Annotated in this window: 25 protein-coding genes and 1 pseudogene; 14 read left to right on the forward strand and 12 right to left on the reverse strand. The window is 60.9% G+C overall.

Annotated elements, in window-relative coordinates:
* Positions 1-83 precede the first annotated feature (83 nt).
* Positions 84-983, reverse strand: coding sequence for a LysR substrate-binding domain-containing protein (locus LGN19_RS14265; protein WP_226215371.1), 900 nt, complete (start codon positions 981-983; stop codon positions 84-86).
* A gap of 166 nt (positions 984-1,149) precedes the next feature.
* On the opposite strand from LGN19_RS14265, the gene LGN19_RS14270 reads away from it, so the two are divergent.
* The 3 genes from LGN19_RS14270 to LGN19_RS14280 are packed head-to-tail and all read left to right on the forward strand — an operon-like array spanning position 1,150 to position 2,929.
* Positions 1,150-1,692: a sugar ABC transporter gene (locus LGN19_RS14270; protein WP_226215372.1), complete on the forward strand. Its 543-nt coding sequence runs from the start codon at positions 1,150-1,152 to the stop codon at positions 1,690-1,692.
* A gap of 7 nt (positions 1,693-1,699) precedes the next feature.
* Positions 1,700-2,026: a hypothetical protein gene (locus LGN19_RS14275; RefSeq protein ID WP_226215374.1), complete on the forward strand. Its 327-nt coding sequence runs from the start codon at positions 1,700-1,702 to the stop codon at positions 2,024-2,026.
* An 18-nt stretch (positions 2,027-2,044) separates the two neighbouring features.
* Positions 2,045-2,929 (forward strand): MBL fold metallo-hydrolase, encoded by an 885-nt coding sequence (locus LGN19_RS14280; RefSeq protein WP_226215376.1) that lies wholly within the window; start codon positions 2,045-2,047, stop codon positions 2,927-2,929.
* Positions 2,930-2,943: 14 nt separating this feature from the next.
* On the opposite strand, the gene LGN19_RS14285 is transcribed toward LGN19_RS14280, so the two are convergent.
* From LGN19_RS14285 to LGN19_RS14300, 4 genes and pseudogenes are all read right to left on the reverse strand, one after another.
* On the reverse strand, positions 2,944-4,398 hold the full coding sequence (locus LGN19_RS14285) for a DUF2252 domain-containing protein (RefSeq protein WP_226215377.1): 1,455 nt from the start codon (positions 4,396-4,398) through the stop codon (positions 2,944-2,946).
* Between the two features lie 56 nt (positions 4,399-4,454).
* The gene (locus tag LGN19_RS14290) at positions 4,455-5,039 is read right to left on the reverse strand and encodes an STAS domain-containing protein (protein WP_319000649.1); all 585 of its coding nucleotides are present in this window, start codon (positions 5,037-5,039) and stop codon (positions 4,455-4,457) included.
* Positions 5,016-6,188, reverse strand: a pseudogene (locus tag LGN19_RS14295) (SulP family inorganic anion transporter); the annotation flags it as partial. The pseudogene LGN19_RS14295 and the gene LGN19_RS14290, both read right to left, overlap by 24 nt.
* The gene (locus tag LGN19_RS14300) at positions 6,185-6,985 is read right to left on the reverse strand and encodes a potassium channel family protein (RefSeq protein ID WP_122949928.1); all 801 of its coding nucleotides are present in this window, start codon (positions 6,983-6,985) and stop codon (positions 6,185-6,187) included. The gene LGN19_RS14300 and the pseudogene LGN19_RS14295, both read right to left, overlap by 4 nt.
* Before the next feature lie 562 nt (positions 6,986-7,547).
* On the opposite strand from LGN19_RS14300, the gene LGN19_RS14305 reads away from it, so the two are divergent.
* The 3 genes from LGN19_RS14305 to LGN19_RS14315 all read left to right on the forward strand — a co-directional run bounded on the left by LGN19_RS14305 (position 7,548) and on the right by LGN19_RS14315 (position 9,915).
* Entirely contained in the window at positions 7,548-8,294 is a 747-nt protein-coding gene (locus LGN19_RS14305) for an SDR family oxidoreductase (RefSeq protein WP_226215379.1), read from the forward strand.
* A gap of 153 nt (positions 8,295-8,447) precedes the next feature.
* On the forward strand, positions 8,448-9,302 hold the full coding sequence (locus LGN19_RS14310) for a DJ-1/PfpI family protein (protein WP_226215381.1): 855 nt from the start codon (positions 8,448-8,450) through the stop codon (positions 9,300-9,302).
* 130 nt (positions 9,303-9,432) lie between these two features.
* Positions 9,433-9,915, forward strand: coding sequence for a YybH family protein (locus LGN19_RS14315; protein WP_226215383.1), 483 nt, complete (start codon positions 9,433-9,435; stop codon positions 9,913-9,915).
* A gap of 93 nt (positions 9,916-10,008) precedes the next feature.
* On the opposite strand, the gene LGN19_RS14320 is transcribed toward LGN19_RS14315, so the two are convergent.
* Positions 10,009-10,956, reverse strand: coding sequence for a GlxA family transcriptional regulator (locus LGN19_RS14320; RefSeq protein ID WP_122949931.1), 948 nt, complete (start codon positions 10,954-10,956; stop codon positions 10,009-10,011).
* 259 nt (positions 10,957-11,215) lie between these two features.
* Between LGN19_RS14320 and LGN19_RS14325 the strand changes: the two genes are divergently transcribed.
* On the forward strand, positions 11,216-11,827 hold the full coding sequence (locus LGN19_RS14325; protein ID WP_226215385.1) for a GNAT family N-acetyltransferase: 612 nt from the start codon (positions 11,216-11,218) through the stop codon (positions 11,825-11,827).
* Between the two features lie 41 nt (positions 11,828-11,868).
* Here LGN19_RS14325 and LGN19_RS14330 read toward each other — a convergent pair whose 3' ends face one another.
* Positions 11,869-12,852 (reverse strand): AraC family transcriptional regulator, encoded by a 984-nt coding sequence (locus LGN19_RS14330; protein ID WP_226215387.1) that lies wholly within the window; start codon positions 12,850-12,852, stop codon positions 11,869-11,871.
* A 209-nt stretch (positions 12,853-13,061) separates the two neighbouring features.
* On the opposite strand from LGN19_RS14330, the gene LGN19_RS14335 reads away from it, so the two are divergent.
* Both LGN19_RS14335 and LGN19_RS14340 read left to right on the forward strand, forming a co-directional pair.
* Complete coding sequence (locus LGN19_RS14335; RefSeq protein WP_226215388.1) at positions 13,062-13,898, forward strand: alpha/beta hydrolase; 837 nt, start codon at positions 13,062-13,064, stop codon at positions 13,896-13,898.
* A 351-nt stretch (positions 13,899-14,249) separates the two neighbouring features.
* The gene (locus tag LGN19_RS14340; RefSeq protein WP_226215390.1) at positions 14,250-14,735 is read left to right on the forward strand and encodes a hypothetical protein; all 486 of its coding nucleotides are present in this window, start codon (positions 14,250-14,252) and stop codon (positions 14,733-14,735) included.
* 277 nt (positions 14,736-15,012) lie between these two features.
* On the opposite strand, the gene LGN19_RS14345 is transcribed toward LGN19_RS14340, so the two are convergent.
* From LGN19_RS14345 to LGN19_RS14355, 3 genes are all read right to left on the reverse strand, one after another.
* Positions 15,013-15,909 (reverse strand): alpha/beta hydrolase family protein, encoded by an 897-nt coding sequence (locus LGN19_RS14345; RefSeq protein WP_226215392.1) that lies wholly within the window; start codon positions 15,907-15,909, stop codon positions 15,013-15,015.
* Between the two features lie 419 nt (positions 15,910-16,328).
* Positions 16,329-16,769, reverse strand: a complete 441-nt coding sequence (locus LGN19_RS14350) for a bleomycin resistance protein (RefSeq protein WP_226215393.1) — start codon at positions 16,767-16,769, stop codon at positions 16,329-16,331.
* A 379-nt stretch (positions 16,770-17,148) separates the two neighbouring features.
* On the reverse strand, positions 17,149-17,463 hold the full coding sequence (locus LGN19_RS14355) for a hypothetical protein (RefSeq protein WP_226215395.1): 315 nt from the start codon (positions 17,461-17,463) through the stop codon (positions 17,149-17,151).
* Positions 17,464-17,663: 200 nt separating this feature from the next.
* Here LGN19_RS14355 and LGN19_RS14360 point away from each other — a divergent pair, with 200 nt between their 5' ends.
* Entirely contained in the window at positions 17,664-17,879 is a 216-nt protein-coding gene (locus LGN19_RS14360) for a hypothetical protein (protein WP_226215397.1), read from the forward strand.
* A gap of 431 nt (positions 17,880-18,310) precedes the next feature.
* A complete protein-coding gene (pstS, locus tag LGN19_RS14365) occupies positions 18,311-19,336 on the forward strand; it encodes a phosphate ABC transporter substrate-binding protein PstS (protein ID WP_175221105.1) in 1,026 nt (341 codons plus the stop codon).
* Positions 19,337-19,933: 597 nt separating this feature from the next.
* Here pstS and LGN19_RS14370 read toward each other — a convergent pair.
* Positions 19,934-20,533, reverse strand: coding sequence for a DJ-1/PfpI family protein (locus LGN19_RS14370; RefSeq protein ID WP_175221211.1), 600 nt, complete (start codon positions 20,531-20,533; stop codon positions 19,934-19,936).
* 676 nt (positions 20,534-21,209) lie between these two features.
* Between LGN19_RS14370 and thrS the strand changes: the two genes are divergently transcribed.
* From thrS to LGN19_RS39940, 3 genes are all read left to right on the forward strand, one after another.
* Positions 21,210-22,445, forward strand: a complete 1,236-nt coding sequence (gene thrS, locus LGN19_RS14375; RefSeq protein ID WP_226215399.1) for a threonine--tRNA ligase — start codon at positions 21,210-21,212, stop codon at positions 22,443-22,445.
* A 136-nt stretch (positions 22,446-22,581) separates the two neighbouring features.
* Positions 22,582-22,878 carry an N-formylglutamate amidohydrolase gene (locus LGN19_RS39935; RefSeq protein ID WP_226215406.1) on the forward strand — a complete coding sequence of 99 codons (297 nt, stop codon included), beginning with the start codon at positions 22,582-22,584 and terminating at the stop codon, positions 22,876-22,878.
* An 8-nt stretch (positions 22,879-22,886) separates the two neighbouring features.
* A complete protein-coding gene (locus tag LGN19_RS39940) occupies positions 22,887-23,156 on the forward strand; it encodes a DapH/DapD/GlmU-related protein (RefSeq protein WP_413227208.1) in 270 nt (89 codons plus the stop codon).
* A gap of 28 nt (positions 23,157-23,184) precedes the next feature.
* Here the strand turns inward: LGN19_RS39940 and LGN19_RS14390 are convergent, their stop codons facing one another.
* Entirely contained in the window at positions 23,185-24,216 is a 1,032-nt protein-coding gene (locus LGN19_RS14390) for an AraC family transcriptional regulator (protein WP_226215408.1), read from the reverse strand.
* Positions 24,217-24,265 lie beyond the last annotated feature (49 nt).

The raw sequence follows: 24,265 nt of genomic DNA on the forward strand, positions 1-24,265 counted from the left end.
ACCCGAGCCCTGCCCGCACCCGGCGCATCGGCGTGGTGAGGCCGCCTGCGCAGGGGTGACGGTTTCGCGGCGCGTGTCAGGCGCTACCGCGCGGTGCGAATCCCCGGGGCCTCGTTCAGCATCCATGTCGCGAATGCCTGCAACGGCCCCTCGGCCAGTTCGATCGGCTCGGGCAGGACGAGACAGAAGTTTTTCGTAATCGACTTGCCCGCCGGCCAGGGCGCGACCAGCCGGCCCTGCTCGAGCTCCGCGTCGATGTAAAGGCGCGGCACCAGCGCGACACCCAAGCCGGCCAGCGCCGCTTCGATCAGCATCGAATGGAGATCGTAACGCGCGCCAACCGCCGAATTGGTCAGCACGATGCCGGACTCCTGCGCATAAGCCTGCCACGCGTCCGGGTTTTGTCGCCGATGCAGACGTGGCAGTGCATCCAGCGACGGGTTCGCGCCGGCACCGGCGAGCAGCGCCGGACTGCAGACGGGCACCAGCACTTCCTCCAGCAGCGGATGCAGATGCATCCCCGCCCACGCCGGATGCTCGAAATGAATGGCGGCGTCGAAACCGCTCCCGGCCAGCAGGAACGGTTCCATCCGCTCGGCGATATGCACGGTGATGGCCGGATGCCGGTCTTGAAAGTGCTTCAGCCGGGGGATCAGCCAGCGGGTAGCAAAGGTGGGAATGGCGGCGATATCGATGCTCGCGCCTTCGATGGGCTGCCCCATCAGGTACAGGCTGTCCCGTTCCAGCCGATCCAGAATCTCGCGAACCTGCACCGCGTATCGCGCGCCGTTCGGCGCCAGCCGCACCCGATTGCCGATCCGTTCGAACAGGGTGACGCCCAGGAACGCCTCCAGCCGGCCGATCTGACGGCTAACGGCGCCCTCCGTCCGTGCCAGCTCTTCGGCGGCGCGGGCGAAGCTGCCGTGGCGGGCCGCGGCTTCGAACGCCTGGAGCGCGGAATTGCTTGGGATCTTGCGGGGCATGGGTGTCTCGCCGGTCGGGGGGTGTTTGCCGTCAGCTTGAGTAAATGTCACTGAAGGCTGACTTTATTTCGTTTTATCGGGTGGAAACGCGAGCTTAGCATTACGTTACCGCACTGAACATCGACGGTTCGCAGATGGATGTGCATCCTGTTCAAAGGACAACGTGATGATCTACACCGTGGAATGCAGCTTCGCCGACCTCGGCAGCGAGGCCGAATGGAACGACTTCTACAGCCTCGAAAAGCTGCCGGCCCTGATCTCGGTGACGGGGTTTCACACGTCGCAGCGGTTCAAGGCGATCAGCGGCGATTGCCCCGTCTATCTGGCGATCCACACGATCGACGGGCTCGATGTCCTGACCGGCGATGAATATCGCCGGAAAGGCGGCGGCAATTTCGCGAAGTGGCAGCAGCACATCACCGACTGGCATCGCAATCTCTACAGCGATATCGGCTGCGCCCCGGCGGTGAAGGACGGCGAATACCTCGCGCTGTGTGCCGGCGGCCCGGATCCGCTGATCCGGTTGGGCCTCGAACCGCTGGCCATGCAAGCCGTTGCGCTGGAGAAGTTTCCGGAGCGCCGGTGGCTCGCGGTACTGCCACGGGACAGCGCCCGGCTTGTCGAGCCTCTTCCTGCAGGCATTCACCTTTACGCGCCGATGACGTCGCAACTGACAAGCGCCCGCGCCCTTGCAACTGTGCAGGAGTAAGCCCGCGATGCCGAACGTCACTTTCTCGATCGATGCGAGCCGGATGCCGGCTGACGAAAGTCTTGCCGAGCTGTCGCGCGACTGCGTCGAGCTCTGTACGCAAGTGCTCGAGGCGGAGCTCAAGAACGTCCACGTCATTTTTCTGGAAGCCCGGCATGGGCATGGACATCCCGTCTTCGCAGACATCCGGTATCGCGACGGAACGTCTCGCACGCCAGCAGTCATGAACCGGTTCATGGAAGCGCTGGACCACGCGATCGTTCGCCGCACCGGTCTCACCACGCGCATTCGGTGTTTTGGTTACACCGCGTCGAACCTTCACGCCCGCAACTAGCCGATCCGGAGAAACACGATGTCCACCCTTACCTTTCCCGGTCAGCAAGTCGGGGATTTCACGATCACGGCCATCAGCGATGGATATCTCACCGCCAGCCTCGACTTTCTGTCGAATATCGATTCGGCCGACGCGTCAAGAATCCAGCATGAAGCCGGACAGAAAGCGCCCGCCGCCGTGCATATCAATTGCTATGTCGTACGCGGCGCGGGCCGTACCGTTCTCATCGACGGGGGCGCGGGCGGGTTCAAGCAATGGGGCGGCCAACTCAACGCGAACCTGGTGCTTGCCGGTATCGAACCCGCTGCGATCGACACCATCCTGCTGACCCACGCGCATCCCGATCACGTCGGGGGGCTGGTGAATGGCGTGGGACAGGCCGCGTTTCCGAATGCGGAGCTGGTGGTGCATCGGCGCGAGGTCGGGTTCTGGCAGGACGACGCCAATCTGAGCCGCGCCAGCGAGCGGGCGCGCGGTAACTTCTTCAAAGCGCGCCAGGTGTTCGATGCCTATGGCGACACGCTCCGTCTGTTCGACGCAGGTCAAGTGCTCCCCGGCATCAGCGCGCTGCCGCTGCCGGGACACACCGACGGGCACACCGGATATGTGCTCGAATCCCGCGATCAGGGTCTACTTGTATGGGGGGATGTAGTTCATTTCCCGCATATCCAGATTCAGCGGCCGGACGTATCGATTGCGTTCGATCACGATGCGTCGCTGGCAGTGGCTACGCGGTCACGGCTTCTCGACCAGGTCAGCTCGGAGGGGCTTCTGATCGCCGGCATGCATCTGGGGGAACTCGGATTCGCACGCATCAAGCGGACTGAGGGGGGATATGGGTTGCTTTACGAGAATGCGCAGGGAGACGCGCGCTCGTTCACCGATTTCCATGCCGGTCGGTGAACAGCGCTCGAGTCTCATTGACGAATGACCTGGATACGTCCGGCTTTGACCGCCGCGTTCAAAACCGTCCAGTCCGCCTCATTCTGATCCGCGTAGGCGAGCGCGAATTGCACGATCGCTTCGTCGAATACGTCCGACTTGCCGAGATATCCGCTGAGCAACGCGGGATCGCTTGCTTTCGCCATCGAATGAGCCAGCGCATGCGCGCAAGAAACCGCATATTCGCCGAGATCTTCAACATCGAAGGTAGTGAAGTCGAATGCGCCCTTCATGTCGCGCAACTGTCGAACATAGAAGTTGTTGTCGGTGTGGTACATCTTCGACCACCCGAGAAAGATGTCGCTGGCCGACTGCAACAGACGCTGCCCGTTCACGACACGCTGGCCATGATTGGGATAGCGGCTCGGCGGCAGATAACCTTCGAGCACGGAAGCCCGCGCCTCCTTGAGCTGCAGGAACAGCGGGCACGCTCCGTCGGCCATGAAAAGCGCCTCGTAACAACGCGTTCCCACCGACCCGATACCCACGACGCGAATGGCGACGTCCACCAGTTCGTAGCGATCGAACAGTGCGCGCCTGTCATCGGGAAGCGTCAGCCGGTAGTCGGCGAAGAAGCGCCGTACCAGCGCGTCGTACTGTCTATGATCGTGCGGGCTCTCCAGCGGGACGTGGTACACGAGTGGCGGCGCATCCTTGATGCGCAGCTTGCCGTTTACCAGTTCGGTCGCATGCGTCAACTCGGAACGCGATGACTGTTGCCTCGCCTTGTCGATCACGGTCAGTTCTTTCCGCCTTTCCTCCACCGAATCGGCAATGGCCAGCATGCTCGCCGCCTTGAACTGGCAGTACCAGACGTCCAGCGTGTCCATGCGGCTGAAATCGGCGATCCGTTGCCGGAAGGTCTCGCATAGCCGACGAACCACGCTGCGCTGGTCCCGCACGGCGAATCCGCGTTCGCGTGCCGCTATCACAAATGACGTGGCCAGCCGGCGCACATCCCAGTCGAATGGGCCGGGCAGCGTTTCGTCGAAATCGTTGGGGCCGAAGAGAATCCGCCGCTCCGGGCTTGCGAAGAGTCCGAAATTGGCGAGATGTGCATCGCCCCCGAGTTGCACGATCACGTCCGAATGCGGCAGCTTCGACAGATCGTGCGCCATCAACGGCGCGGCACCGCGATAGAACGCGAACGGGCCCGCGACCATCCGCCCATAGCGGATCGGTATCAGTTCCGTCACCCGGCCCACATTGGAAGCGTCGAGCAATGCAATGGGATCGCGATCTGCAATCTTGCAGTCCGCCAGCTTCTTGCGCGGCACTTGTCTGCGCGCAGCCTTCCCCTGCTCGACTCGCGCAGCCAACGAGCCGCGCCCGGCAAACAGCGCGGACGGATCTTCTTGCTCCGCCAGCGTCTTTGGATCCGCGCGATCCGTGGTGGTTTCGGCGCGCTTTGGGGCAGTCGATTCAGGCACGCATCACTCCTTTTTCGCTACAAGGTCGAAGCGGACTTCCGTCATTTCGCTTTGCTTCAGTCCGGTCTGGCACCCGGCGAAGGTACGGGCGCGGGTGGCGAACTATCGCGTAGTGCGTCAATGGCGGCATCGACCGTCGCAAATATCTCGCGATGCGCGCCATCCGAACGCAGAACCTTATACCGCTCGATTTCATGTCGTACACCCGTTGGTAGCGCAACCGCGGCGACGCCCACGCCCCGCTTGTCCAGCTCCGCCCCCAACTCGACCAGTTTCTTTCCTGCCGTGTAGTCGATGTTGTTGATCTCCGAAGCATCGATCACCACCCAGCGCAACGGCACACTAGCCTCGTTGACGAGTTTCAGCACATCCTCCGTGAAGCGCCCCGTGTTCGCATAGAACAGGTCCGCCTCGAACCTGTAGACAACGATACCGGGCGCCGCGAGCAGATTGGGCTCGACGCGATGCGGGAACCAGTGGCCGGCGGGGCTGCGCGTCAACACACGCGTGCGCAGGCGGTAGCTATGCCGCGCATGCGCGATCAGCGACAACACGACCGCCGCGAGAATGCCGTGCATCACATCGACGAACACGACCACGCACGCCGTCAGCAACGCGACGACGAACTCGTCCCTCTGCATGCGAAACAGTTCCATCATGCCCTTCACGTCGATCAGTTTCGCGCCGATCATGAGGACGATCGCCGACAAGACGGCGGCAGGCAGAAGACTCAACGGTCTCGTGAGAAACAGCAGCACCACCAGCACGATGACGGCCGTCGTCAGATGCGCGACCTGGGTTCGCCCGCCCGCATCGTCGACCATCTCGGTCTTGGTCGGACTGCCGTTCACGACGAAGGTGCCGGTGAACGCCGCCGCTGCGTTTGCGGCTGCAAGCCCGATGATGTCGGCATTGTCGTCGCCCTGCTCGTTGTAGCGGTTCGCGTACGCACGTGCCGTCGCGGCGCTCTGAGCGATGATGACGATGAAGCACGAGGCCGCCGTCGCCAGCACCTGGTTGATCTCGCCCATATGCAACGGCGGCAGGAACAGCGACGGGAGCCCGCCAGGCACTTCACCCGTTACCGAGATGCCGTGTCCGGCGAAGTTGAACACGCCGCTTGCAACGATGGAGCCGATTACCGCGATGAGCGCGCCCGGCGCGCGCGGCGCGATTCGCTTGCAACCGATGATCACGACGAGGACGGCAATCGACAGCGCGGTGGTCGGCGGGTTCGCCGCGGCGATACGTTGCACCACGGATGCAATCTGCATCAACGGGCCATGTCCCTGCTTCTCGAGCCCGAGCAGCCCGGCAAGCTCGCCCGCCGCGACCTAGACGCCCACGCCCGTCAGGAACCCGATCAACGCGCTGCGGGAAAGAAAGTCGGCGAGAAAACCCAGACGAAAGATGCGCGCAATCACCAGCATCACGGCAACCGTCAAGGCAACGGTGCTCGTCAGGCCGATATATTCGCGGCTGCCCAATGCGGCGACGGCCGTCAGCGTTCCCGCCAGAATAGCGGCTGTCGCGGAGTCCGCAGCGACGACCAGTTGACGCGACGCACCAAAGAGCGCGAACGCCACGAGCGGCAGCAGTATCGTATAAAGGCCCGTGACCGTGGGCGTGCCTGCAATCTTCGTGTACCCCATCACCTCGGGAATGCCGAGTGCCGCCAGCGTGATCCCGGCGATGATGTCGTGCGGCAACTGGGCGGAATTGACGGGCAGTAGCCCCTGCAGGAAGGGCAAGTGATGCAGATGGGACGGTGTCGGGGCGGCGGGTTTCATTTCGCTGCCTCCACGGCTGTCGAGAGCGTGCCGATCAGTGCATTGGCAATGATCTCATCTGCTATCACCACGTTGGATGCGCCGGCGCTCCTGAGCAGTTCCTTTCTCAAGGGATTTTCGCCGGGCACCGCAATCGCGAGCGAATCGTTCAACGTATGGGCCAGAAGGGTGATCGCCAGATTGTTGTTGCTGTCGGGCGTCGTCACGACCATTGCCTTGGCACTGTCCAGCCGCGCATGCTTGAGTACGTCGTCGAACGCCCCCGGCGAGCCGAGCACGACCATGTGGCCGCAGTCCGCCGCCCGGTCGGCCTGATCCTGATCGCCCACGAGGACGAGCACGGTTTCTCCCGCCCTGTGCAGGCGATTCGCGACCCATTCCCCGAGCGAATGGAATCCGACTACCACGACGTGATTGGTGAGTTTTTCGAGCTTGCCTTCCATGAGCCTGTTCTCCCGAAACACCATCACATCGTCGCCCGACAGCATGCCGGTGAGCCTGGAAACCGCGAATCCGCCGATCACGAGCGTGGCGACCATGGCCAGCAGCATGAAGACCTTTTGAGGCTGATTGAACTCGCTGAATGAACCGATTGTCGTGACGAGGTTGACCCCGTCCCACACGGCCGTAAACAGTTTCTTCGGGAACAAGTCATTCGACTGATCGAGGACGGTCAACCCGGTGGCGGCGCTGGCCAGCAGCAAGCCGAGAAGGCCGATCGTGTGGCGCGCGCGGCGGCGCCATTCTCGAATACGGATGGCCCCAAGCCGAGGCTCATCGACACGGAAGATCCACATAGTTACCTCGGATAGTTGGTCTGATCGAGACAACAGCGAACCCAATGCGAACTCGATACGCTCCCCCTTTTCGCACCCCGAGTCAATAGTCAGGATCCCGACTGATAAACGGGTGATCGGGGACACGCACAGGCACCCCTCCGATACATCACACAAATCGTTTTCGATCGGGTGGCGCCCGCAGTGATCGCCACGCACCAGACAAGTAGTTAGCGGCTTAAGTACCAGGGAAGACACGACAGGTGCCGTTAAAACCGCTCCGGCGTTCTTCCTTGCCATTCAACGTCGCTTTTCCGATCGCCGCGTAAGCCTGCTCCATGCATTGCTCCCGATAGTGAGCGCTGCACCTGAACTGTCCGGACGTGCCATGCCACCACTAAACACCAAGGTGCGCGAGTCACACGTTCAGATCGAGTGGCGCTTTTTGAGGGTTATAAGACCTTTGCGCCATACACTTCGCGTTCCATACTTCGCGTGGCAGATCGAGCCGAGAAAGGCGCACAAACGCGATCGGGTTTTGAACTGACGGCCCGATCAATCACGACGTAGAAAGGAGCAGAAGATGAGGCTTAAAAACAAGTCGGCGTTAATCACGGGCGGCACCAGTGGCATCGGTCTCGCAACCGCAAAGCTGTTCATTGCGGAAGGCGCCCGTGTCGCGGTGACGGGTCGCGACGATGCGGCATTCGAACGTGTGAAGGCAGAACTCGGCGAGCATGCGCTCGTTCTCAAGGGCGACGTCCGTTCGATCGAGGACATGCGCGCGATTGCCGCTGAGGTGAACGAGAAGTTCGGTGGCCTGGATGTCGTGTTCGCGAACGCCGGCTGGGCGTTCCCGTCCGCAGTCAACGACATCGACGATGCACTTTACGACGAGATCATGGACATCAACGTCAAGGGCGTGGTGTTCACGCTTCAGGCGGTGCTGCCGGAATTGCGAGCAGGCGCGTCGGTCATTCTCAATACCTCGTTCGTCGCGCAGACCGGCAAGCACGGCATCTCGTTGACCGCGGCGGCGAAGGCCGCCGTGCGATCGCTTGCCCGCAGTTGGTCCTACGAGTTTCTCGACCGGAAAATCCGCTTCAACGCGATCGCGCCCGGCCCGATCGACACGCCGCTGCTCGGCAGGTGGGGCATGCCCGACGAATGGGTTCGCGACCGCAAGGCCGAGTTCGCCAAAGCCATTCCGGTGGGTCGGCTGGGCAACGCCGACGACATTGCCTACGCGGCACTCTATCTCGCCAGCGACGAATCCTCGTATGTCGTCGGCACCGAGCTGGTCGTCGATGGCGGCGCCTCGCAGCTTTGAGCCTGCCGCGCATGATTCCTGAGCCCGGCATGTCATCCCGGCTCATTCACCTACCTGATCTCACGTCCGCCACGCATTGCGTCGCGGCGGTTATTCCATCCGGCCCAGCCTGCATGCACTCGCAGCGGGGCCGACGTGCAAGGAGAAACGATCTTGACCGACAGTAGCGAAAACCATGCGTCCGGACAGCCGCTCACCCGAACAGGCCGCTCGCGCCGCGATATTCTCAAGTTTGGCGGCGTCGCAACCCTCGGCGCCGTCCTGGGTGGCGGAGCGTTGCTGGGGCACGCACCCCCTGCGCTTGCGCAGGAAGGCAGCGCAGGCGCACTTGCCCCGAACGACCCGCTCAATATCCTGATCGTCAATTACGATGGCGGGACGCTGCTCGACTTCGCCGGCCCCAGCGAGATTTTCCATCGGCTACCGAATACGAACGTTCGCTACGCGAGCCTCGACGGCGGCAACGTGACGCTCGAATTCGGCGTCGTGTACGGCAAGACTGAGCGGCTGGCCGATATCGACCAGACCGACTTGCTCCTGGTCCCCGGCGGGTCCGATTTGTCGGCGCCGATGCGCCCCGCGTATCAAGCGCAGATCCGGCGTCTGGCAGAAAGCGCCAAACACGTGACGTCGGTTTGCAACGGCTCGCTCGTGCTCGCCGCAACGGGCGTTCTCAAGGGCAAACGCAGCGCCTGCCATTGGGCCTTCGTCAACAAGCTGGCCGAATATGGCGCGATCCCCGTGCCCGATCGCTTCGTGGAAGACGACAACGGCCGGTTCATGAGCGGCGGCGGCGTGACGGCGGGCATCGACTTTGCACTGCGCGTGGCAGCGAAGCTGCGCGGTCAGCAGGCCGCCGAATTCACGCAACTCGCGATCGAATACGATCCCGCGCCGCCGTTCCACTCGGGCCATCCCAGAGATGCGCGGCCGGAAGTCGTCGCGATGGTCGACAAGAAACTGCCCGGTGCATCCAGGGGGCTCGCACGCGTCCCAGGCGTTCGTTGAAGCGCTTGCAGGCAATGTAAGCACGTCCATCTTCAGGTCTCGATGATTACCGCAGCCGACATTGCCTGCTCCACCCTACAATATTCGTAGTCCTCTCAAATCAATTTGATTCACGACCGGAAATCACTCGATGCAACAGATTCGTATGTGTACCGCTGCGCTTGCAGCCTGCGTCACCTTTTTCGCGTTTGCCGCGCCGGCGACTGCCGGTGGCGTGCAACGTCCGCCCGAAGCGGCGATCAAAGCCGAGAACGCGCGATGGGCGGATGCTTTTGCGCGAGGCGACTACGAGGCGATCGGCCGCCTCTACACCACCGACGGCACGCTCTTGCCGCCCGGAGGCGACAAGGTAACGGGGAGCAGCGCGATCACCGCGTACTTCACCAAGGGGTACGCCGGATCAAAACCGGCCACCGTATCGTTCAGCAACTACGAGTTCTACGGTAACGATCGGATCGTGACGGAGGTTTCGGATGCGGAGATCCACGACCACGATGGAAAGCTCAAATACCGCGGCAAGCAGATCCTCGTGTTTCTGAAGCAGGGCGGCGCGTGGAAGTTGCATCGCGACATGTGGAACGACTACGCTCCGCTCACAACGGATAACCCGTGATCATCCGGCGAAACGGACAGTGACGGACCCAAAGCGCCGCTAGTCCATTCGACGGATGTTGACCAGGCATTGCGCTGATCGGCCAGCAGTCGATCAGCGCGCGCCGTTCGAGCGACTCTCGCGTCGAATCGCTTGCGGCGGGTGCCCGTGCAGTTTGATGAAGGCCCGCCGCATCCGTTCGGGATCGGTGAATCCGACGGCCAGCGCAATCTGTTCGATCGGTTCGCTGCCTCCCTGCAGGCGCAGCCTCGCCGCTTCGACTCGCAAGCGCTCGACCGCCTTGGCAGGTGTTTCACCGGTTTCCCGGCGAAATGCGCGTCCGAACTGTCGCGGACTCAATCGTGCGGCATCGGCGAGCCGCTCGACAGGCAACGCTTCGGCCAGATGTTCCCTCGCAAAATTCAGCGCGATGCGGATACGATCCGATTCCGGCTCCATCTGCGACATCGCGGAGAATTGGGATTGACCGCCTGGCCGACGATACGGAACAACCAGGAGCCTGGAGACCGCGCGCGCAACCTCCGCGCCCATATCTCGTTCAATCATGCCGAGCGCGAGGTCGATTCCGGACGCAATGCCCGCCGACGTCCAGATGCGGCCCTCCTCGATATAGATACTGTCGCCCTCGACCTTGGTGCGCGGGAAGCGCGACTGCAATTGCGCGGCGTATCGCCAGTGCGTTGTGGCTCTCAAGCCGTCCAGCAAGCCGGTTTCCGCAAGCAGAAACGCCCCCGTACACACGCTTGCCACCCGCGAGGCCCTCGCGCCCAGTTTCCTCGCGGCGGCGATATTCTCGGGTGTCTGCATCGGATCGACATCGCCGCCCACGAAAACGACGGTGTCGAACGTGCGCCTTCCCATAGGCCTGGTTTCGATCGAAAGGCCCGTATTGCCCGGAACCGGGCCGCCGGACTGTGAGATGACATGGAGATCATAGGGCGTGTGGCCCGCCGCTGTGGCGACCTGGTTGAAGGCCGACAGTGGCCCACCCAGATCAAGCACATCGTAGCCGCGGCAAACGAAGAATCCGATTCGATGCATGACGAAGTCGCTAACTGAAAACCCCGGAAAGTCGCATTTTATCGAGAACCCTCAAATAGCGCCATTGGGCCGGAAATGAGGGAAAAACGTCGTTTACGCGCTGATCGATTGTCCGTATGGCCGCTGAAAACCGAAGCACGCAGCGCAATTTTTTCAGCTGCGCCTGCACCTTTCCTGCAGAGGAATCGCGTCATGCGTTACGCTGCAAATCACGCCAACGCGTTCCCCCCCGCAACTTTCCATCCGAGTTGCCTCAAACATGCACGGTACAGAATTGAAGGTGGCCTCGCTGCCATCGCAGTTTCTCGAAGCAGCGCTGGCGTTGCTCGATTCGGCATTCGAGCAAGACCCGACGCTTGGCTGGTGCCTGTTCGCCGAAACGCCGGGATTCCACGAGCGCCGCGCCAACTATCTCGGGCGCTATCTGAAGTATCACTACGATGCATGCCTGCCGGCTTTGGGCGCCTGGCGCGATGACGATCTCGTTGCGGTCAGCTACTTTGCGCCCGCCTCCTGCAGCGAATCGCCCCGCATGCTCGCAGCGCTTGGTCGCGACATCGCGATCGGTTGCGGCGCGTCATCGTTGAGCCGGATCGATTTGCTTCGCGAGACGCCTGCCGTGAATGCTCCGGGCGCGGCGTGCAGCCGGATTGAATTCATCGGCGTATCCCCGGTTCGGCAAGGCGAAGGCATCGGATCGGTGCTTCTCCGTGCGACGTTGTCACATCTTGGAGACATCGATCCGTCGGCAAAAATAGCCCTGGAAACCGGAGAACCGCGCAATCTCCCGTTCTATGAACGCCATGGGTTGTCGGTCAAAGCGCGCATGGAATATCCCGGACTGACGCAATACACGTTGCAGACCGCCTAGCCGCCGACATCAACCGGGCCGGGATCGGCACCCGGCTCGCCCTACTCCGCATTCACCTTTCGCCATTGCATCGGCGACATCTCATAGCGTCCGCGAAACGCCCGACTGAACGCCGCTTCAGACGTATACCCGACACGCCCGGCGATATCCGAAATCGGCGCGCGGCTGTACCGCAACAACTCCGCCGCCCGATCCAGGCGCCAGGTCGTGAGATAACTCAGCGGCGCCTGCCCCACGACGCGCTGGAACCGGTCCGCAAACGCCGATCGCGACAGATTCGACAACGCGGCCAGATCGCTGACGCTCCAGGCACGCCCGGGATCCGCATGAATCGCGGACATCGCCGGGTTGATCCGGCTGTCGATCGCACCGGACAACCACCCGTGCCCTGCCGAGCCCTCCGTCGCCCAGGTGCGCAGCAACTGGACGAAGATGACATCGAGCAACCGGGAGATCATCGCGGCGGCGCCCGCGCGCGGACTCAATGCCTCGTCGAGAATGAAATGGCAGCTCAGCTCCAGCCACTCGAACGGCCGCTCCCGCAATCCTTTCAGCACCAGCACCGGCGGCAGCACGGACAGCAACCGTTGCGACAGCACGCCGTCGAATCCGAAGTCGCCGCAAAGCCAGGTGGTGTCGCCACGCCCGATCGTCAGGCGCTCGCGGTCGTAGTACTTTGGCGCGAGATCCGTGACGAGCCTGGCGGAGCGGCCCGGCCGGTCGGAGATGACGTGGCCGTGACCGTGCATCAGCATGACCAGGTCGCCTTGCGAAGCGTGGTAGCGCGCGTCGAGCCCCTCCACTTCGATCGCCACACTGCCGCTCCGGATGATATGCAAACGATACTTTCCGGCAGGAAAACGCAATCCGAAAGGTGCCGATGCCGCGCACGTGAAGACCGTGTTGCCGCGGATGCGGATCAGCTCCAGCACGTCGGAAAAGGCATCCCGCTTGAAGGAGAACGGATCTGCGTCATCGTCCAGCGCCGTCGGCGTTTGAGCAAAGAATTCCGGCTTTTGGGCCATGTCGCGTACTCGGATGGTCTTTATGATGGACACATCATTCACGCCGAACGACGCCCGTGTCAAAGACTATTCTCAAGGTACGTGGCGCACGGCAACCGCGTAGTCCCCCCTCGTTTCGAGGCTGGCACGGCAGGGGGTAGGCGGACCCGGACATACCGGGGTCCCACGGGCGTGATTTTCATCTTCCAGCGATCTACAGGAGCACGGATATGAATCCGGAAACGCGTACCGACACGGTTGTACTGATTCACGGCCTGTGGATGACGCCGTTGTCATGGGAACATTGGGTCAACCGCTACGAGCAGCGCGGCATGCGCGTCATTGCGCCGGGGTATCCGGGCGTGCAGCCGGGTACGGCCGGCGTCGAGGCACTCCGCCGCGATCCGTCGCCGCTGGTGAATCTGGGCGTGCGCGAGATCTTCGATCACCTGGCCCGCACCATCGCGGCGCTCGACACGAAGCCGATCATCATGGGGCATTCGTTCGGCGGCGCGTTCGCCCAGCTTCTGCTCGATGCGGGCTATGGCTCGGCCGGTGTATCGATCGACGGCGCCGCGGTGAAGGGCGTGTGGGCGCTGCCGTTCAGCGAGATCAAGGCGACGTTCCCGGTCCTGCGCAATCCGGCCAACCTGCATCGTGCGGTGCCCATTACCGAGAAAGAATTTCACTACGCATTCACGAACAACCTGAGCCTCGAGGAATCGAAGCCGGTCTATGACCGCTACGCGGTTCCCGTGTCGGGGCGCATCCTGTTTCAAGGCGGGTTCGCGAACGTCAACCCGAATGCCCCGACGCGCTACAACTTCGCGAACGACAATCGGGCACCGCTCCTCTTTATCGCTGGCGGCAACGACAACATCCTGCCGCCGGCCGTGCAGCGCGAGAACTTCGAGAAGAACGCGAAGCGTTCGCGGGCCATATCCGCCTACAGGCTGTTTGCCGGCCGCAGCCATTACACCTGCGGCGAGAAAGGCTGGGAGGACGTCGCCGACTTCGCGCTCGACTGGGCGCTGGCGCCTGCGGCGGGTGATCTCGGTAAGGGCTGAGTGGCCGGCAGGCATCGGAGAGGCGAAGGCGGTCCAACTGTAGCCCGGCCGGTAGGCGTCAGCCGACTCACTCAAAATGACACGACATCGAACCGATCGATGCGAGTTATTTGAAAGCTGGTGCTGCTAGCATCGAAGGCTGCTGGCTGTCGACGTTGCCCGTTTCGCCGATCGCGGGATTCGACTGATTCGGAGAATCACGTTCGAACCTTGCAGCGCCCTTCTCCGCCATGTGCCTGAGATGGCTGTCGCGCTGCACTGCCTTTCGATAGCTGGTCGTACACAGCCATTAGCGCGCCTACTCTGGCTCGATAGCCTGGCTCGAAGTGAATCGATATTGCTTTCGAATACATGATTGGCAGGAATGCCGCGCCGTTCAACGTCCACGCCAACAGCCCTGAAGCCATCATCAGCCTCGACAATCTTGCGATGCTTTCCCTTATGCTTTCACTTTCGAGTCGATGTGTCGCACCCGTGCGTCGTCGTGGAAATCAACCGGGCAATTTCTTGAAGTCGTTACTCATTCTGGCTACGTTTTCAGGCTTGTTGGTCGTTTCGGTAGTACAAGCACAGACCACAGCGGCGCTCATCGGACTTTCAAATGACCTATCGAGGCATGTGGGTAGCTCGAACAGCGAGCAGGGATTAATTCGTGTCGAACTGCCGCACTGCCGTCAGTTTGGCTTGGGATCCTCCGATGATCTTCCGCCTCCGAATCAATATCACTTCGTAGCGGCTCGTGATACGCAGCATGCGGCGGTCAGTACGCCCGATGTGGCGTTGACGATGCCGTCGATACCTTTGCCCTGGTGCAAGTCGGGCGAAGGCAGGTCCTGATGATACGTCTCCGATATTTACGAATCTTTGCGCGCCTTATGTCGTCGCGAGAGTTTGGGAGCGCATAGCTTCCACGCGTTGTCACCGGCAACTGGCCGATCGACGAACTTCGCACCGGCAGGTTCGGCACACTGGCCAACTTGAACTGCCAAAGCAACTTTCCCGTTCACATGAGTACGCACCCCGCCGCCGTACCTGCAACCGTCCTCCCGATACTGCGGCAGGTCCCGCGCTTTATCCGATAACGTTCAGCGCCCAGCCCTGCGCCCCACCTCCATCATGGTTGCCTTCGAGCGGGGAATCCCTGACGTTCGAGAAACTCGGAGACCACGGGCTCCCAGACGTCGACACCGTGCGCAAACAGCATGTGCCCGTTTTTCTCGAACGGCGGAAGCAGCCGATAGTCGGCGTTGCCGCCGGCGTGAACGAATGCATCGTGCCACGCACGGCTATAGGTTGGGCCAAAGTACTGGTCATTCTCCGTATAGATCCACAGCATCGGGACGCGCGCTGTTTTGCCAAATCGCGAATACATCGCCTCCATCAGTTCATCCTGGCATGGCGATCCCGGATGTCGAACCGGATCGCCGCCCGCACCGCCCGCAAAGTTGATCGCTGCAACCACGCCTTCCGGATTGTCGGCGGCCATCGCCGTCGTGACAAAGCCGCCGACAGATTGACCAACGATGACGATGCGATTCGACGCGACGTGCGGTTGGCGTTTTGCATAGTCGAGCACCGCGAGCTCCTCGGCTCGCGCGGCATCGATCATCGGGTGGTAGTCTTTGCGGCGGCACGCTCCGCTATATTCGGGATCGAACTGTATGCCGTACGCGCCATAGCCGATCCGGGCGGGCGCGAATACGGCAAATCCGAGTTTCAGGAACACGGCGACTTGTCGCGTGTAGCGGAATCGAGCGGGCGCGGCTCGATTGTCTGAATTGCGTCCGTGATTGAGGATCAGGATGGGGAATGGCCCATCGCCATCTGGAAAGAACTGCGTGATCGCGACCTTACCGGTCTGTTCCGCGCCATAGAAATCCTTGACCGCCACGTCGATCGTCGACACGGCTTCGTGGAGATCCGTTCTGAGCTGTTCGGCGCGGGCGTCGGAGATCATGAGCGCAACGCAGATCCACAGCAGGCGCCTGGCAATAGGCATCGTGACCGTCATGTCAGGAATTGATACTTTTCTGATTCATCGGAGGTGCTGGGCGGGCGTCGCGAATGAACGTCACAAAACAAACGAATCGTCACGCGTCGATGCTACGGAACGTAACATGCGCGCCGACGATTAGCGATCGAGCAGTTGGGCAATCAGATGAAGTGTGTCGCCCTTGCACCACCGTTCCCACATCAGTGCCTTTTGAGGCTCGGTGTAGCAGATCATGCGCCGCTTTTTCATTTGCAACACCCCACTGCTGACGCGGCGTCTAGTGTGTTGCATCGACCGGTTGAATTCCCCGTTACGGACAGTCGGAGAACATGGCATGGAAGCGGGCATTCCCGTGCCGTACTGCACAGGAATACTATCGAATCTTCAATCGAGAATCGTACCGACAACCCCGAGAAGCCGGATAGGAAGCGGAAACGTCAACGATTGATCCCACCGAAGCCAAGAGGTCTTGTACCGAGGTCACTCGTCAGTCTGAGCAGGTACCCGTCTGGATCTTGAACGAGGAATTGCATCAGTCCAATTTCTCGATCGCCGGATCGGTACCATTTTTCTTCTTCATCCATGAATAACGCCCAACCTGCATCAAGTAACCGCTGACGCGCGGGCTGAATGGAAGGCAATGTAATTGAGAAATTGATGCCTCTTCCCAACGGGGGCTCGACGTCACCCGTGAGCCAGCGAGCTTCGTCGTCGAGCTCTTCAAGCATAACCTGGGCTCCGTGAAGATCGAGATACGCAAACTTGTCCTCGGGACGATCGTACAAGATGACGAAGCCAATGAGTCCGGTCCAGAAGGACAAGCTCCTGGCCAAATCCAGAACAACCAGTTCAGGTACTAATGGCTGTCGGTGCAACATAACGACCTCTCTTGACAAGGTGGTATCCGTTTGCAGATGGACAAGTGCATTCACCGCCTAGACCGTGATTGTCGTCGATCTGACTCACGATGGTGACTGACCGTTCATGGCCGGCAGCAATCGCCTTCCATCGGCAACAACGGGCTGGAGGGAGAATTTCGATTGGTCCCGCTCTGGATACAGGCAGATTCGGACTACAAATGAAATTTTTCAAAGCCCCGTGAACACCCACCCCACCACATCACCCGCAAACGTCACCCCGACGATGCTGCGCGACCTGCATCGTCCCTGACAACACCCAACACGAGAAGTTACGCAAAGTCCTGCACCCGCCCTTTCCGAAACCGGGCACGCCGCGCGCTCATCCTCCCTGCGGTGCTCATCGCATCACTGCCCAAGAACCCTGCTCGGCCCGCGCGTTGCCCGCTCGAACAAAATCGGAAACATTCAGCGAAACCGTATCGGCCTTCGCATTGGAACGCGTCTTCCGTGCGACTGCCAGGATCGGCGCCAAGTGCTCGTAAAAGCATTCGAGTTGTCGCGCGTCAGATGCCAGTCGCTCGAGGTCGCACGCCTTCTCGAGAATCAACCGGGCAATATGAAAACGCTGAAGCCCGCGGCCGACCCGAACCTGAAACACGACGCCATCGCTGCTATGCGGCACCCCCGCCCATACGAGCGAACTGCGATCCATGAAGCCTCCGAGAAATCATAATCGTCACATCAATATGCCAGTCATCTCCGACCTTGCATATTTGTATTTCAAAATTGTGGCGTTCAACACATCGGCGTTTTCGCGGGATCCGCATATTGCGCCGCAGCAAAAGTGCCCGTAGACTGGGTTCGCATTCAATGTAGTTGCCCCGCAGTCGCCCCATGACGGGAGAGCACGCCATGACGACTTCTTCACCCGCACTGAGCCCAGCGCCTCCCGCCCTCCACGTGTTCCAGCAAGATGGCGGCTGGCACTGGGGCATCACGGTTCCTCGCGCCGCGGGATCCGGCTTCAAACTGATCGCATTCAGTCACCACATCTTTTGCACTGAAGATACGGCCCAACGCGACGGCGATCGGGCGTTGGCCTCCATCGTCGCAAGTGACGTGCATTGAAACGCGAATCGAGCCATTGCACTGTCCTTGAGTTTTCACAGGCAGATGCAATACTCGTAGCACCCTTCGATGCGAGACCGCGTACCGCGCACGATGACGGACTCCGCCACTTGTCTGACTGACCCGATCGTCGGTGACGATCCAGACCGGCCGTTCTCTGCCTGCGGCCCCGGCTGGGGTACGTTGCAATCAAGCTTCCGTCAGACGTCATTCGAGAAAAGCGCGGCGCGCAGACTGTCACACCGACGCAATTCCTCACCGTGTTTGAAAGCAATCGAGAGTAGATCACGGCCACGGTCAACCGACCGACGTCGACGAAAGACGGCCGGCGAATCCCACTCGACACGTCAGACTTCTCAACCGAGGCCAGCTTGCAGGCCAGCATGCCGACAGCAGACAGCAGACAGCAGACAGCAGACAGGAGGTGTTACATGAACATCCGGATCTTGGTTCCCTGCACCGTATTTCTTGTTGCGCTCAGTGCTCAAGCGGCAGATATCACCGGCGCAGGCAGCACGTTTGCCGCACCGATTTACGCAAAGTGGGCCGATGCGTACAAGAAGGCGGGCGGTGGCAAGGTCAACTATCAAGGCATCGGGTCGTCCGGCGGCCTGAAGCAGATCAACGCGAAGACGGTGGATTTTGCCGGTTCGGACGCTCCGTTGAAGGATGACGAACTCGCGAAGACAGGACTGTTCCAGTTCCCGACGGTGGTCGGCGGCGTGGTGCCGGTGGTCAACGTGCCGGGCGTGAAGGCTGGCGAGCTGACGCTGTCGGGCCCGGTGCTCGGCGACATCTACCTCGGCAAGATCAAGAAGTGGAACGACCCGGCAATCGCCGCACTGAACCCGAAGGTCAAGCTATCGGACACCGACATCGCCGTGGTTCGCCGGGCGGACGGCTCGGGCACGAGCTTCATCTGGACGAACTACCTGTCGAAGGTCAACGGCGAATGGAAGTCGAAGGTCGGCGAAGGCACGACGGTCAACTGGCCGACGGGCACGGGCGGCAAGGGTAACGACGGCGTCGCAGCCTTCGTACAACGCCTGCCGGGTGCGATCGGCTACGTCGAATGGGCGTACGCGAAAAAGAACAACATGGTCTACACCGCGCTGAAGAACTCGACGGGCACGGTGGTCGAGCCGAAGACGGAAACGTTCAAGGCCGCTGCCGCAGGCGCGAACTGGTCGAAGTCGTTCTACCAGATCCTGACGGACGAGCCGGGCAAGGACGCATGGCCGGTGGTCGGCGCAACGTTCGTGCTGCTGTATGCGAAGCAGGACAAGCCCGCACAAGGGGCGGAAGCGCTCAAGTTCTTCGACTGGGCATTCCACAACGGCAACCAGGCCGCCACGGAGCTGGACTACATCACGCTTCCCGATTCGGTGGTGGCTGAAATCCGCAAGCAATGGAAAGAGAAAATCAAGGATGCCTCCGGTAAGGCGATTGCAAACTGAGTGCGTCAGGTGGGACGCACCCTTGCCCGCCTTCGCACTGCGGCGGAGAAGATCGTCCCTCCGATGAGCTTCCAGCATGTTCGTTATGGCCGACAGTCGACGCCCGCCGCGATCATGAGCATGCTTGAATTGCACTTGGGCCGGATGCGCCGATCACGTTACAATCCGCGGACCATTCGAGTCATGAGCGCAGAGGCGCTTCCTCGCGCCGACGCATTCCTGAAAGGCTGACGCACATGCCTTGTGAAGCCTGCACGACCATGCGCACGATGTCCGATCCTGTCGCCCATGGCGAACTGGTGGAATTGCACAAGCCAACGAAGTTGCGGCCGCTGGGACGCCCGGCAATAGTCGTGCGGCAGTATCGCTGCCGTCTTTGCAAGACGAACTGGCTGCTGGAGTGCGACCCCGTGCAAGCCGGGGGCACCGAATGGCTCTGCCTGGACGGAGCATCGAACATTCTCGCCCCCTCTTCCACACGGCAGCCCACCGCCGTGGCGACCGGGCGCGCCGGAGAAGCCGCTATCGGGAACACGGCGATACTGCCGAACCAGGCTCACTGCAATGGCGGTGGCGCCCTCTTCTAGTGCACGACGGCTACGGCAGGTAAGGCGCGATATTTGCGAGCGCACGGGAAACGTACTCGTCCTTCTCCCCGACCGGCGCAACGTAGTGGAGTGCGCTCCGCGCGGCTTCCTCACCTTCGGTGCGCGCAATGATCCATGCGGCCAGATACTGCGAAGCGAAGCAGCCACCTGCCGTTGCGACGTTACCTTGCGCGAAGAATGGCTGATTGAGCACTTCGACGCCCGCCTCGACGACCCAGGGTTTGGTCGTGAGATCCGTGCAGGCCGGGATGTTGCCGAGGAAGCCGAGCTTTGCGAGAACCAGCGTGCCCGAACATTGGGCACCAATCAGTTGCCGGGCAGGATCGAGATTCAACTGCTCCATCAGCGTTGCGTCGTTGACGACCTCCCGGGTTTGAATCCCGCTCCCGACGATGACGGCATCCGCCGTGCAGGCATCCGCCAAGGTCGACTGCGCCTGCACGGTCACACCATTCATCGACGTGACGAAATGCTCCGGACATGCAAGCGTTACCCGCCAGTCGGGCTTCTTGATCCGATTGAGCACGCCAAGCGCGATGAGGGAATCGAGTTCGTTGAAGCCCTGGAAGGTCAGAATCGCGATGTGCATGGGGCGCCCTGTCTGAAGTCTGTCGATGCATATTGCCAGATCGCCGTGATGAACGCCTTTACCATGCCGAAGACATATTGTTTCGACCACGGCAACCTGGTCAGAAGGCGCAATTCGCGCGCTCACGTCAGAGCGACTGTCGACTTCGGCGGACAACGCAACTTGTCCCGGTCGCATGAGCACGCAACTGACTGCAGCACCCGCGAACGCGGCATCCAATGATGCAACAGTAGCTTTATCTGATAAGGCCCCACCGGAAAAGCTACGTCTGGATCTACTCGCGCGCTTTGGGGAAGTGACCCCGAAGAAGTATTCGACACATCCGGACTCGGTCATTCCCGCACATCCAGAAGCAGCGAAATCGCCGGCACAGCCAGTTGCGGCGACCACTCGCATGCATTTGAAGAAGTCATCGTCGGCAGATGTACCGAGTCAATGATCTCCATACAATTGACGCGACCTGCTCACTTGATTTATTGTGGATTCATGCAACGCCAATTGATTTCCCTCGCGAGCATCACCACCACGACGACCACCGGCAACGGCGGGTCGTCTGGAGGGTGCACGCGGTAGTTTCAGCAATTGCATACCTTCAAGGGCCCCGCCGGCAACGGACGGGGCCCTTCGTGTTTATGGCGCTCCGTGTGTTACCGGCACATACCTGCACGGAGTCATCATGAACGACAGCGATCATCGCATTCTCGGCAGCAATCTCGACCTGTTCCATCAGCAGCACGAAGGTCCGGGTATGGTTTTCTGGCACCCACGTGGCTGGGCGCTGTACCGCGTGCTGGAAGATTACGTGCGAATGCGCATGCGTCGCGCAGGCTTTCGCGAGATCCGGACACCGCAACTACTGGCGCGCGCGTTGTGGGAACGCAGTGGACATTGGGACAAGTTCGGCTCGCAAATGTATGCGCTACCCGAGCGATCGATGATCGATCCATCGGCAGGTGTCGATCACGACGATGCGCTGGCGCTTTGCCTGAAACCGATGAGTTGTCCATGCCATGTGCAGGTGTTCAATCAGGGGCTTCGTTCATACCGCGAGTTGCCCATTCGTTACAGCGAATTCGGCGCGTGTCACCGCGACGAACCCTCTGGCTCGCTGGAAGGACTCAAGCGCACACGTGCGTTTGTGCAAGACGATGCGCATGTGTTCTGCACGAAATCGCAAATCGAAAATGAAGTCGTGCGCTTTTGCGAGTTACTGAGAGCAGTCTACGCAGACCTTGGATTTTCGTCCGTCACGGTGGCGCTGGCGACGCGGCCAATTCAACGGGCCGGCGACGAGGCAGTCTGGGATCAAGCCGAAGCATCGCTCGCGGCCGCGGCTCGTGCGGCCGGTCTGGAATTCGAACTGTCGGAGGGCGAAGGTGCCTTTTATGGACCCAAGCTCGAATTCAAGCTGTCTGACAGTCGTGGCCGGGAATGGCAATGCGGCACGATTCAGCTGGACTTCGTGCTCCCCGAGCGGCTGTCCGCGCATTTCATCAACGCGGAAAACGTACGAGAGACACCGGTCATGGTGCATCACGCCGTGCTTGGCAGCATGGAGCGTTTCATCGCGATACTGCTTGAGCACTACGACGGTTGGTTGCCTGTATGGCTCGCGCCCGAACAGATTGTCGTGGCGAGCATCAGTGATACGCACGCGCCCTACGCCATGCGGGTGGTGCAGATGCTGGATAGCGCGGGACTACGCGTCGTTGCGGATTGCCGTGCCGAGCGACTGGAGCGAAAAATCATGGACGCCCGGAGATTGCAGATTCCGTTATTGATTGCCGTAGGGGCACGCGACGAACGGAATGGAACAGTCAGTATCCGCAGCCGCAATGGCGATCAGGTTACGCTGCCGCTCGAGGAGGCAATCACGGCTTTATTGTGCGAGGCCAAAGTACCGGCACCATGATCGCACCAAGCGCCTTCACGACCTACGCTCGCCCTGTTTCAGAATCGGCCGTGAGCGAACGATCTTGGTGTTGATGTCGACGTCGAGCGGCCGAAATGGGCCGATGTCTTCACGAATGCGAGTGGAGGATCGCAGCATGTCGTCTAGCTACGTGCCTGCCTTCGAGGTTCGCAATGCCCGCAGGAATACGATTCCCGTGTTGGCGACGATCCCGCATAGGGGAACCCACGTTCCTCCCGATATTGCCGCTCGCATGGTACCGAAGCATGCTCGGTGGCTGCGTAACACGGACTGGTTCTTGGCCGAGCTGTACGCCTTTTTACCGGAAATGGGGATCACCACCATCATGGCGACGCATAGCCGATATGTCGAGGACGTCAATCGTGATCCCGGGCAGGCACCCTGGGCGAATCGACGATCGAAGGACGGGTGACACCGGGTATGACGGTCGGCAAAAATTCGGACGTCGGCGCTGGCGTGTCGATCATGGGAACGCTGTCGTGCGGAGGCAAGAGCAAGAACGCCATCGGGGAGCGCAGCCTGCCCGGAGCGAACGCAGGCATCGGCATTTCGCTTGGCGACGAGTGCATTGTCGAAGCCGGTCTTGACGTGTACAAGGCTGAACTGGACCAAACAGACAACGTCAGATCGTCTGACTCGGTTCGGCGGCGGATTCAACCGGCCGTTCGAAACGGCGTTCAAAGTCGCTGAAAATAGCGTCCCGCTTAACTTCTTCTCGTCACTCACCCTGACGGGTGTCCTTGCGATAGTCGGAAGGACTACTACCCGTCCAGTGCTTGAACGCGCGGCAAAAAACGGTGGCATCGGAAAAGCCAAGATCAAACGCCAGCGCTGCCACGCTCGTGTTCGAGTTCGTCAGCCGATCGACCGCGATATCCCGTCGCAGCCCGTCTTTCACCTGTTGGAAATGTGTGCCTTCTTCCGCAAATCGGCGATTCAGCGTGCGAACGGAGGTATGCAGCGCCTGCGCAAGGCCCTGAATCGTCAGCGGCTGCGCTATGTTCCGCTCAAGATACTCGCGCGTTTTGGCCACAATGGAACCATGATGAAATGCGCTGAATGTCCAGTCCCCCGGCGCGCCTTTCAGGAACGCCCATAGCTCGTGTTTCTCGCGTTTGAACAGCTCGGCACAATCCTGGTACGAGAAATAAATGCTCGTCATCCCGGCATCGAAGTGCACCGCTCCGGGGAACAGGAATGCATAGTCTTCGACGTGCCTCGGCCTGGCGAAACTGAACTCGGCCCGGTGCAGGATGATCTCTCGGCCTAGCAGCCATGATGCGATGCCGTGCGCCAGCTTTATCATCAACTCGTGCCCAAGCGGAATGACCTGCGTATCAGGCGCCCTTTCCACCAGAGCCAGTCGCACCAGATCGTTCTTCGTCGAAATCTGCAACCGGTAGTCATCCAGCAGCAAATTCCAGAAACGAACAAACCGATTGAACGCGACCAGCACGGTAGGCGCATCCAGCAGGCTGAGCATCAGATACTTCAACGTGCCGCCCCGGATCGGCCTGGACCAGAGTCCCAGCATCTCGTCGTCGAGCGTCGCCGCGACTGTCTTGTACAGCACGACGTATTGCTGGCGCGTGATTCGCGCATCCGGCTGATGCAGAAGCGACTGCGGAATGGCGGCGCTTGCGAGTAGCTGTGCAGCCACGTCTTCTCCGTGACGGGTGCGAACGGTGCGCAGCATCCCGTGCAGGAAGTGAGCCGAAACGGTGAGAGAACTTTGCCGGGACAGGTTCATGATTCGCTCATTATGGCGCATTTTGCATATCGATTGGCACGATGCGCCA

Origin of the sequence: Burkholderia sp. AU30198, assembly GCF_020419825.1 — a bacterium.
Taxonomy (GTDB): Bacteria; Pseudomonadota; Gammaproteobacteria; order Burkholderiales; family Burkholderiaceae; genus Burkholderia.

Coding starts and splice junctions, on each gene's coding strand:
- pstS (WP_175221105.1), top strand. CDS start 18,311: ATGAACATCCGGATCTTGGTTCCCTGCACCGTATTTCTTGTTGCGCTC.
- LGN19_RS14300 (WP_122949928.1), bottom strand. CDS start 6,985: ATGTGGATCTTCCGTGTCGATGAGCCTCGGCTTGGGGCCATCCGTATT.
- LGN19_RS14275 (WP_226215374.1), top strand. CDS start 1,700: ATGCCGAACGTCACTTTCTCGATCGATGCGAGCCGGATGCCGGCTGAC.
- LGN19_RS14305 (WP_226215379.1), top strand. CDS start 7,548: ATGAGGCTTAAAAACAAGTCGGCGTTAATCACGGGCGGCACCAGTGGC.
- LGN19_RS14370 (WP_175221211.1), bottom strand. CDS start 20,533: ATGCACATCGCGATTCTGACCTTCCAGGGCTTCAACGAACTCGATTCC.
- LGN19_RS14270 (WP_226215372.1), top strand. CDS start 1,150: ATGATCTACACCGTGGAATGCAGCTTCGCCGACCTCGGCAGCGAGGCC.
- LGN19_RS14280 (WP_226215376.1), top strand. CDS start 2,045: ATGTCCACCCTTACCTTTCCCGGTCAGCAAGTCGGGGATTTCACGATC.
- LGN19_RS14330 (WP_226215387.1), bottom strand. CDS start 12,852: ATGGCCCAAAAGCCGGAATTCTTTGCTCAAACGCCGACGGCGCTGGAC.
- LGN19_RS14360 (WP_226215397.1), top strand. CDS start 17,664: ATGACGACTTCTTCACCCGCACTGAGCCCAGCGCCTCCCGCCCTCCAC.
- LGN19_RS14350 (WP_226215393.1), bottom strand. CDS start 16,769: ATGTTGCACCGACAGCCATTAGTACCTGAACTGGTTGTTCTGGATTTG.
- LGN19_RS14340 (WP_226215390.1), top strand. CDS start 14,250: ATGATTGGCAGGAATGCCGCGCCGTTCAACGTCCACGCCAACAGCCCT.
- LGN19_RS14345 (WP_226215392.1), bottom strand. CDS start 15,909: ATGACGGTCACGATGCCTATTGCCAGGCGCCTGCTGTGGATCTGCGTT.
- LGN19_RS14290 (WP_319000649.1), bottom strand. CDS start 5,039: ATGCAGAGGGACGAGTTCGTCGTCGCGTTGCTGACGGCGTGCGTGGTC.
- LGN19_RS39940 (WP_413227208.1), top strand. CDS start 22,887: ATGACGGTCGGCAAAAATTCGGACGTCGGCGCTGGCGTGTCGATCATG.
- LGN19_RS14265 (WP_226215371.1), bottom strand. CDS start 983: ATGCCCCGCAAGATCCCAAGCAATTCCGCGCTCCAGGCGTTCGAAGCC.
- LGN19_RS39935 (WP_226215406.1), top strand. CDS start 22,582: ATGTCGTCTAGCTACGTGCCTGCCTTCGAGGTTCGCAATGCCCGCAGG.
- LGN19_RS14320 (WP_122949931.1), bottom strand. CDS start 10,956: ATGCATCGAATCGGATTCTTCGTTTGCCGCGGCTACGATGTGCTTGAT.
- LGN19_RS14315 (WP_226215383.1), top strand. CDS start 9,433: ATGCAACAGATTCGTATGTGTACCGCTGCGCTTGCAGCCTGCGTCACC.
- LGN19_RS14325 (WP_226215385.1), top strand. CDS start 11,216: ATGCACGGTACAGAATTGAAGGTGGCCTCGCTGCCATCGCAGTTTCTC.
- LGN19_RS14355 (WP_226215395.1), bottom strand. CDS start 17,463: ATGGATCGCAGTTCGCTCGTATGGGCGGGGGTGCCGCATAGCAGCGAT.
- LGN19_RS14335 (WP_226215388.1), top strand. CDS start 13,062: ATGAATCCGGAAACGCGTACCGACACGGTTGTACTGATTCACGGCCTG.
- LGN19_RS14390 (WP_226215408.1), bottom strand. CDS start 24,216: ATGAACCTGTCCCGGCAAAGTTCTCTCACCGTTTCGGCTCACTTCCTG.
- thrS (WP_226215399.1), top strand. CDS start 21,210: ATGAACGACAGCGATCATCGCATTCTCGGCAGCAATCTCGACCTGTTC.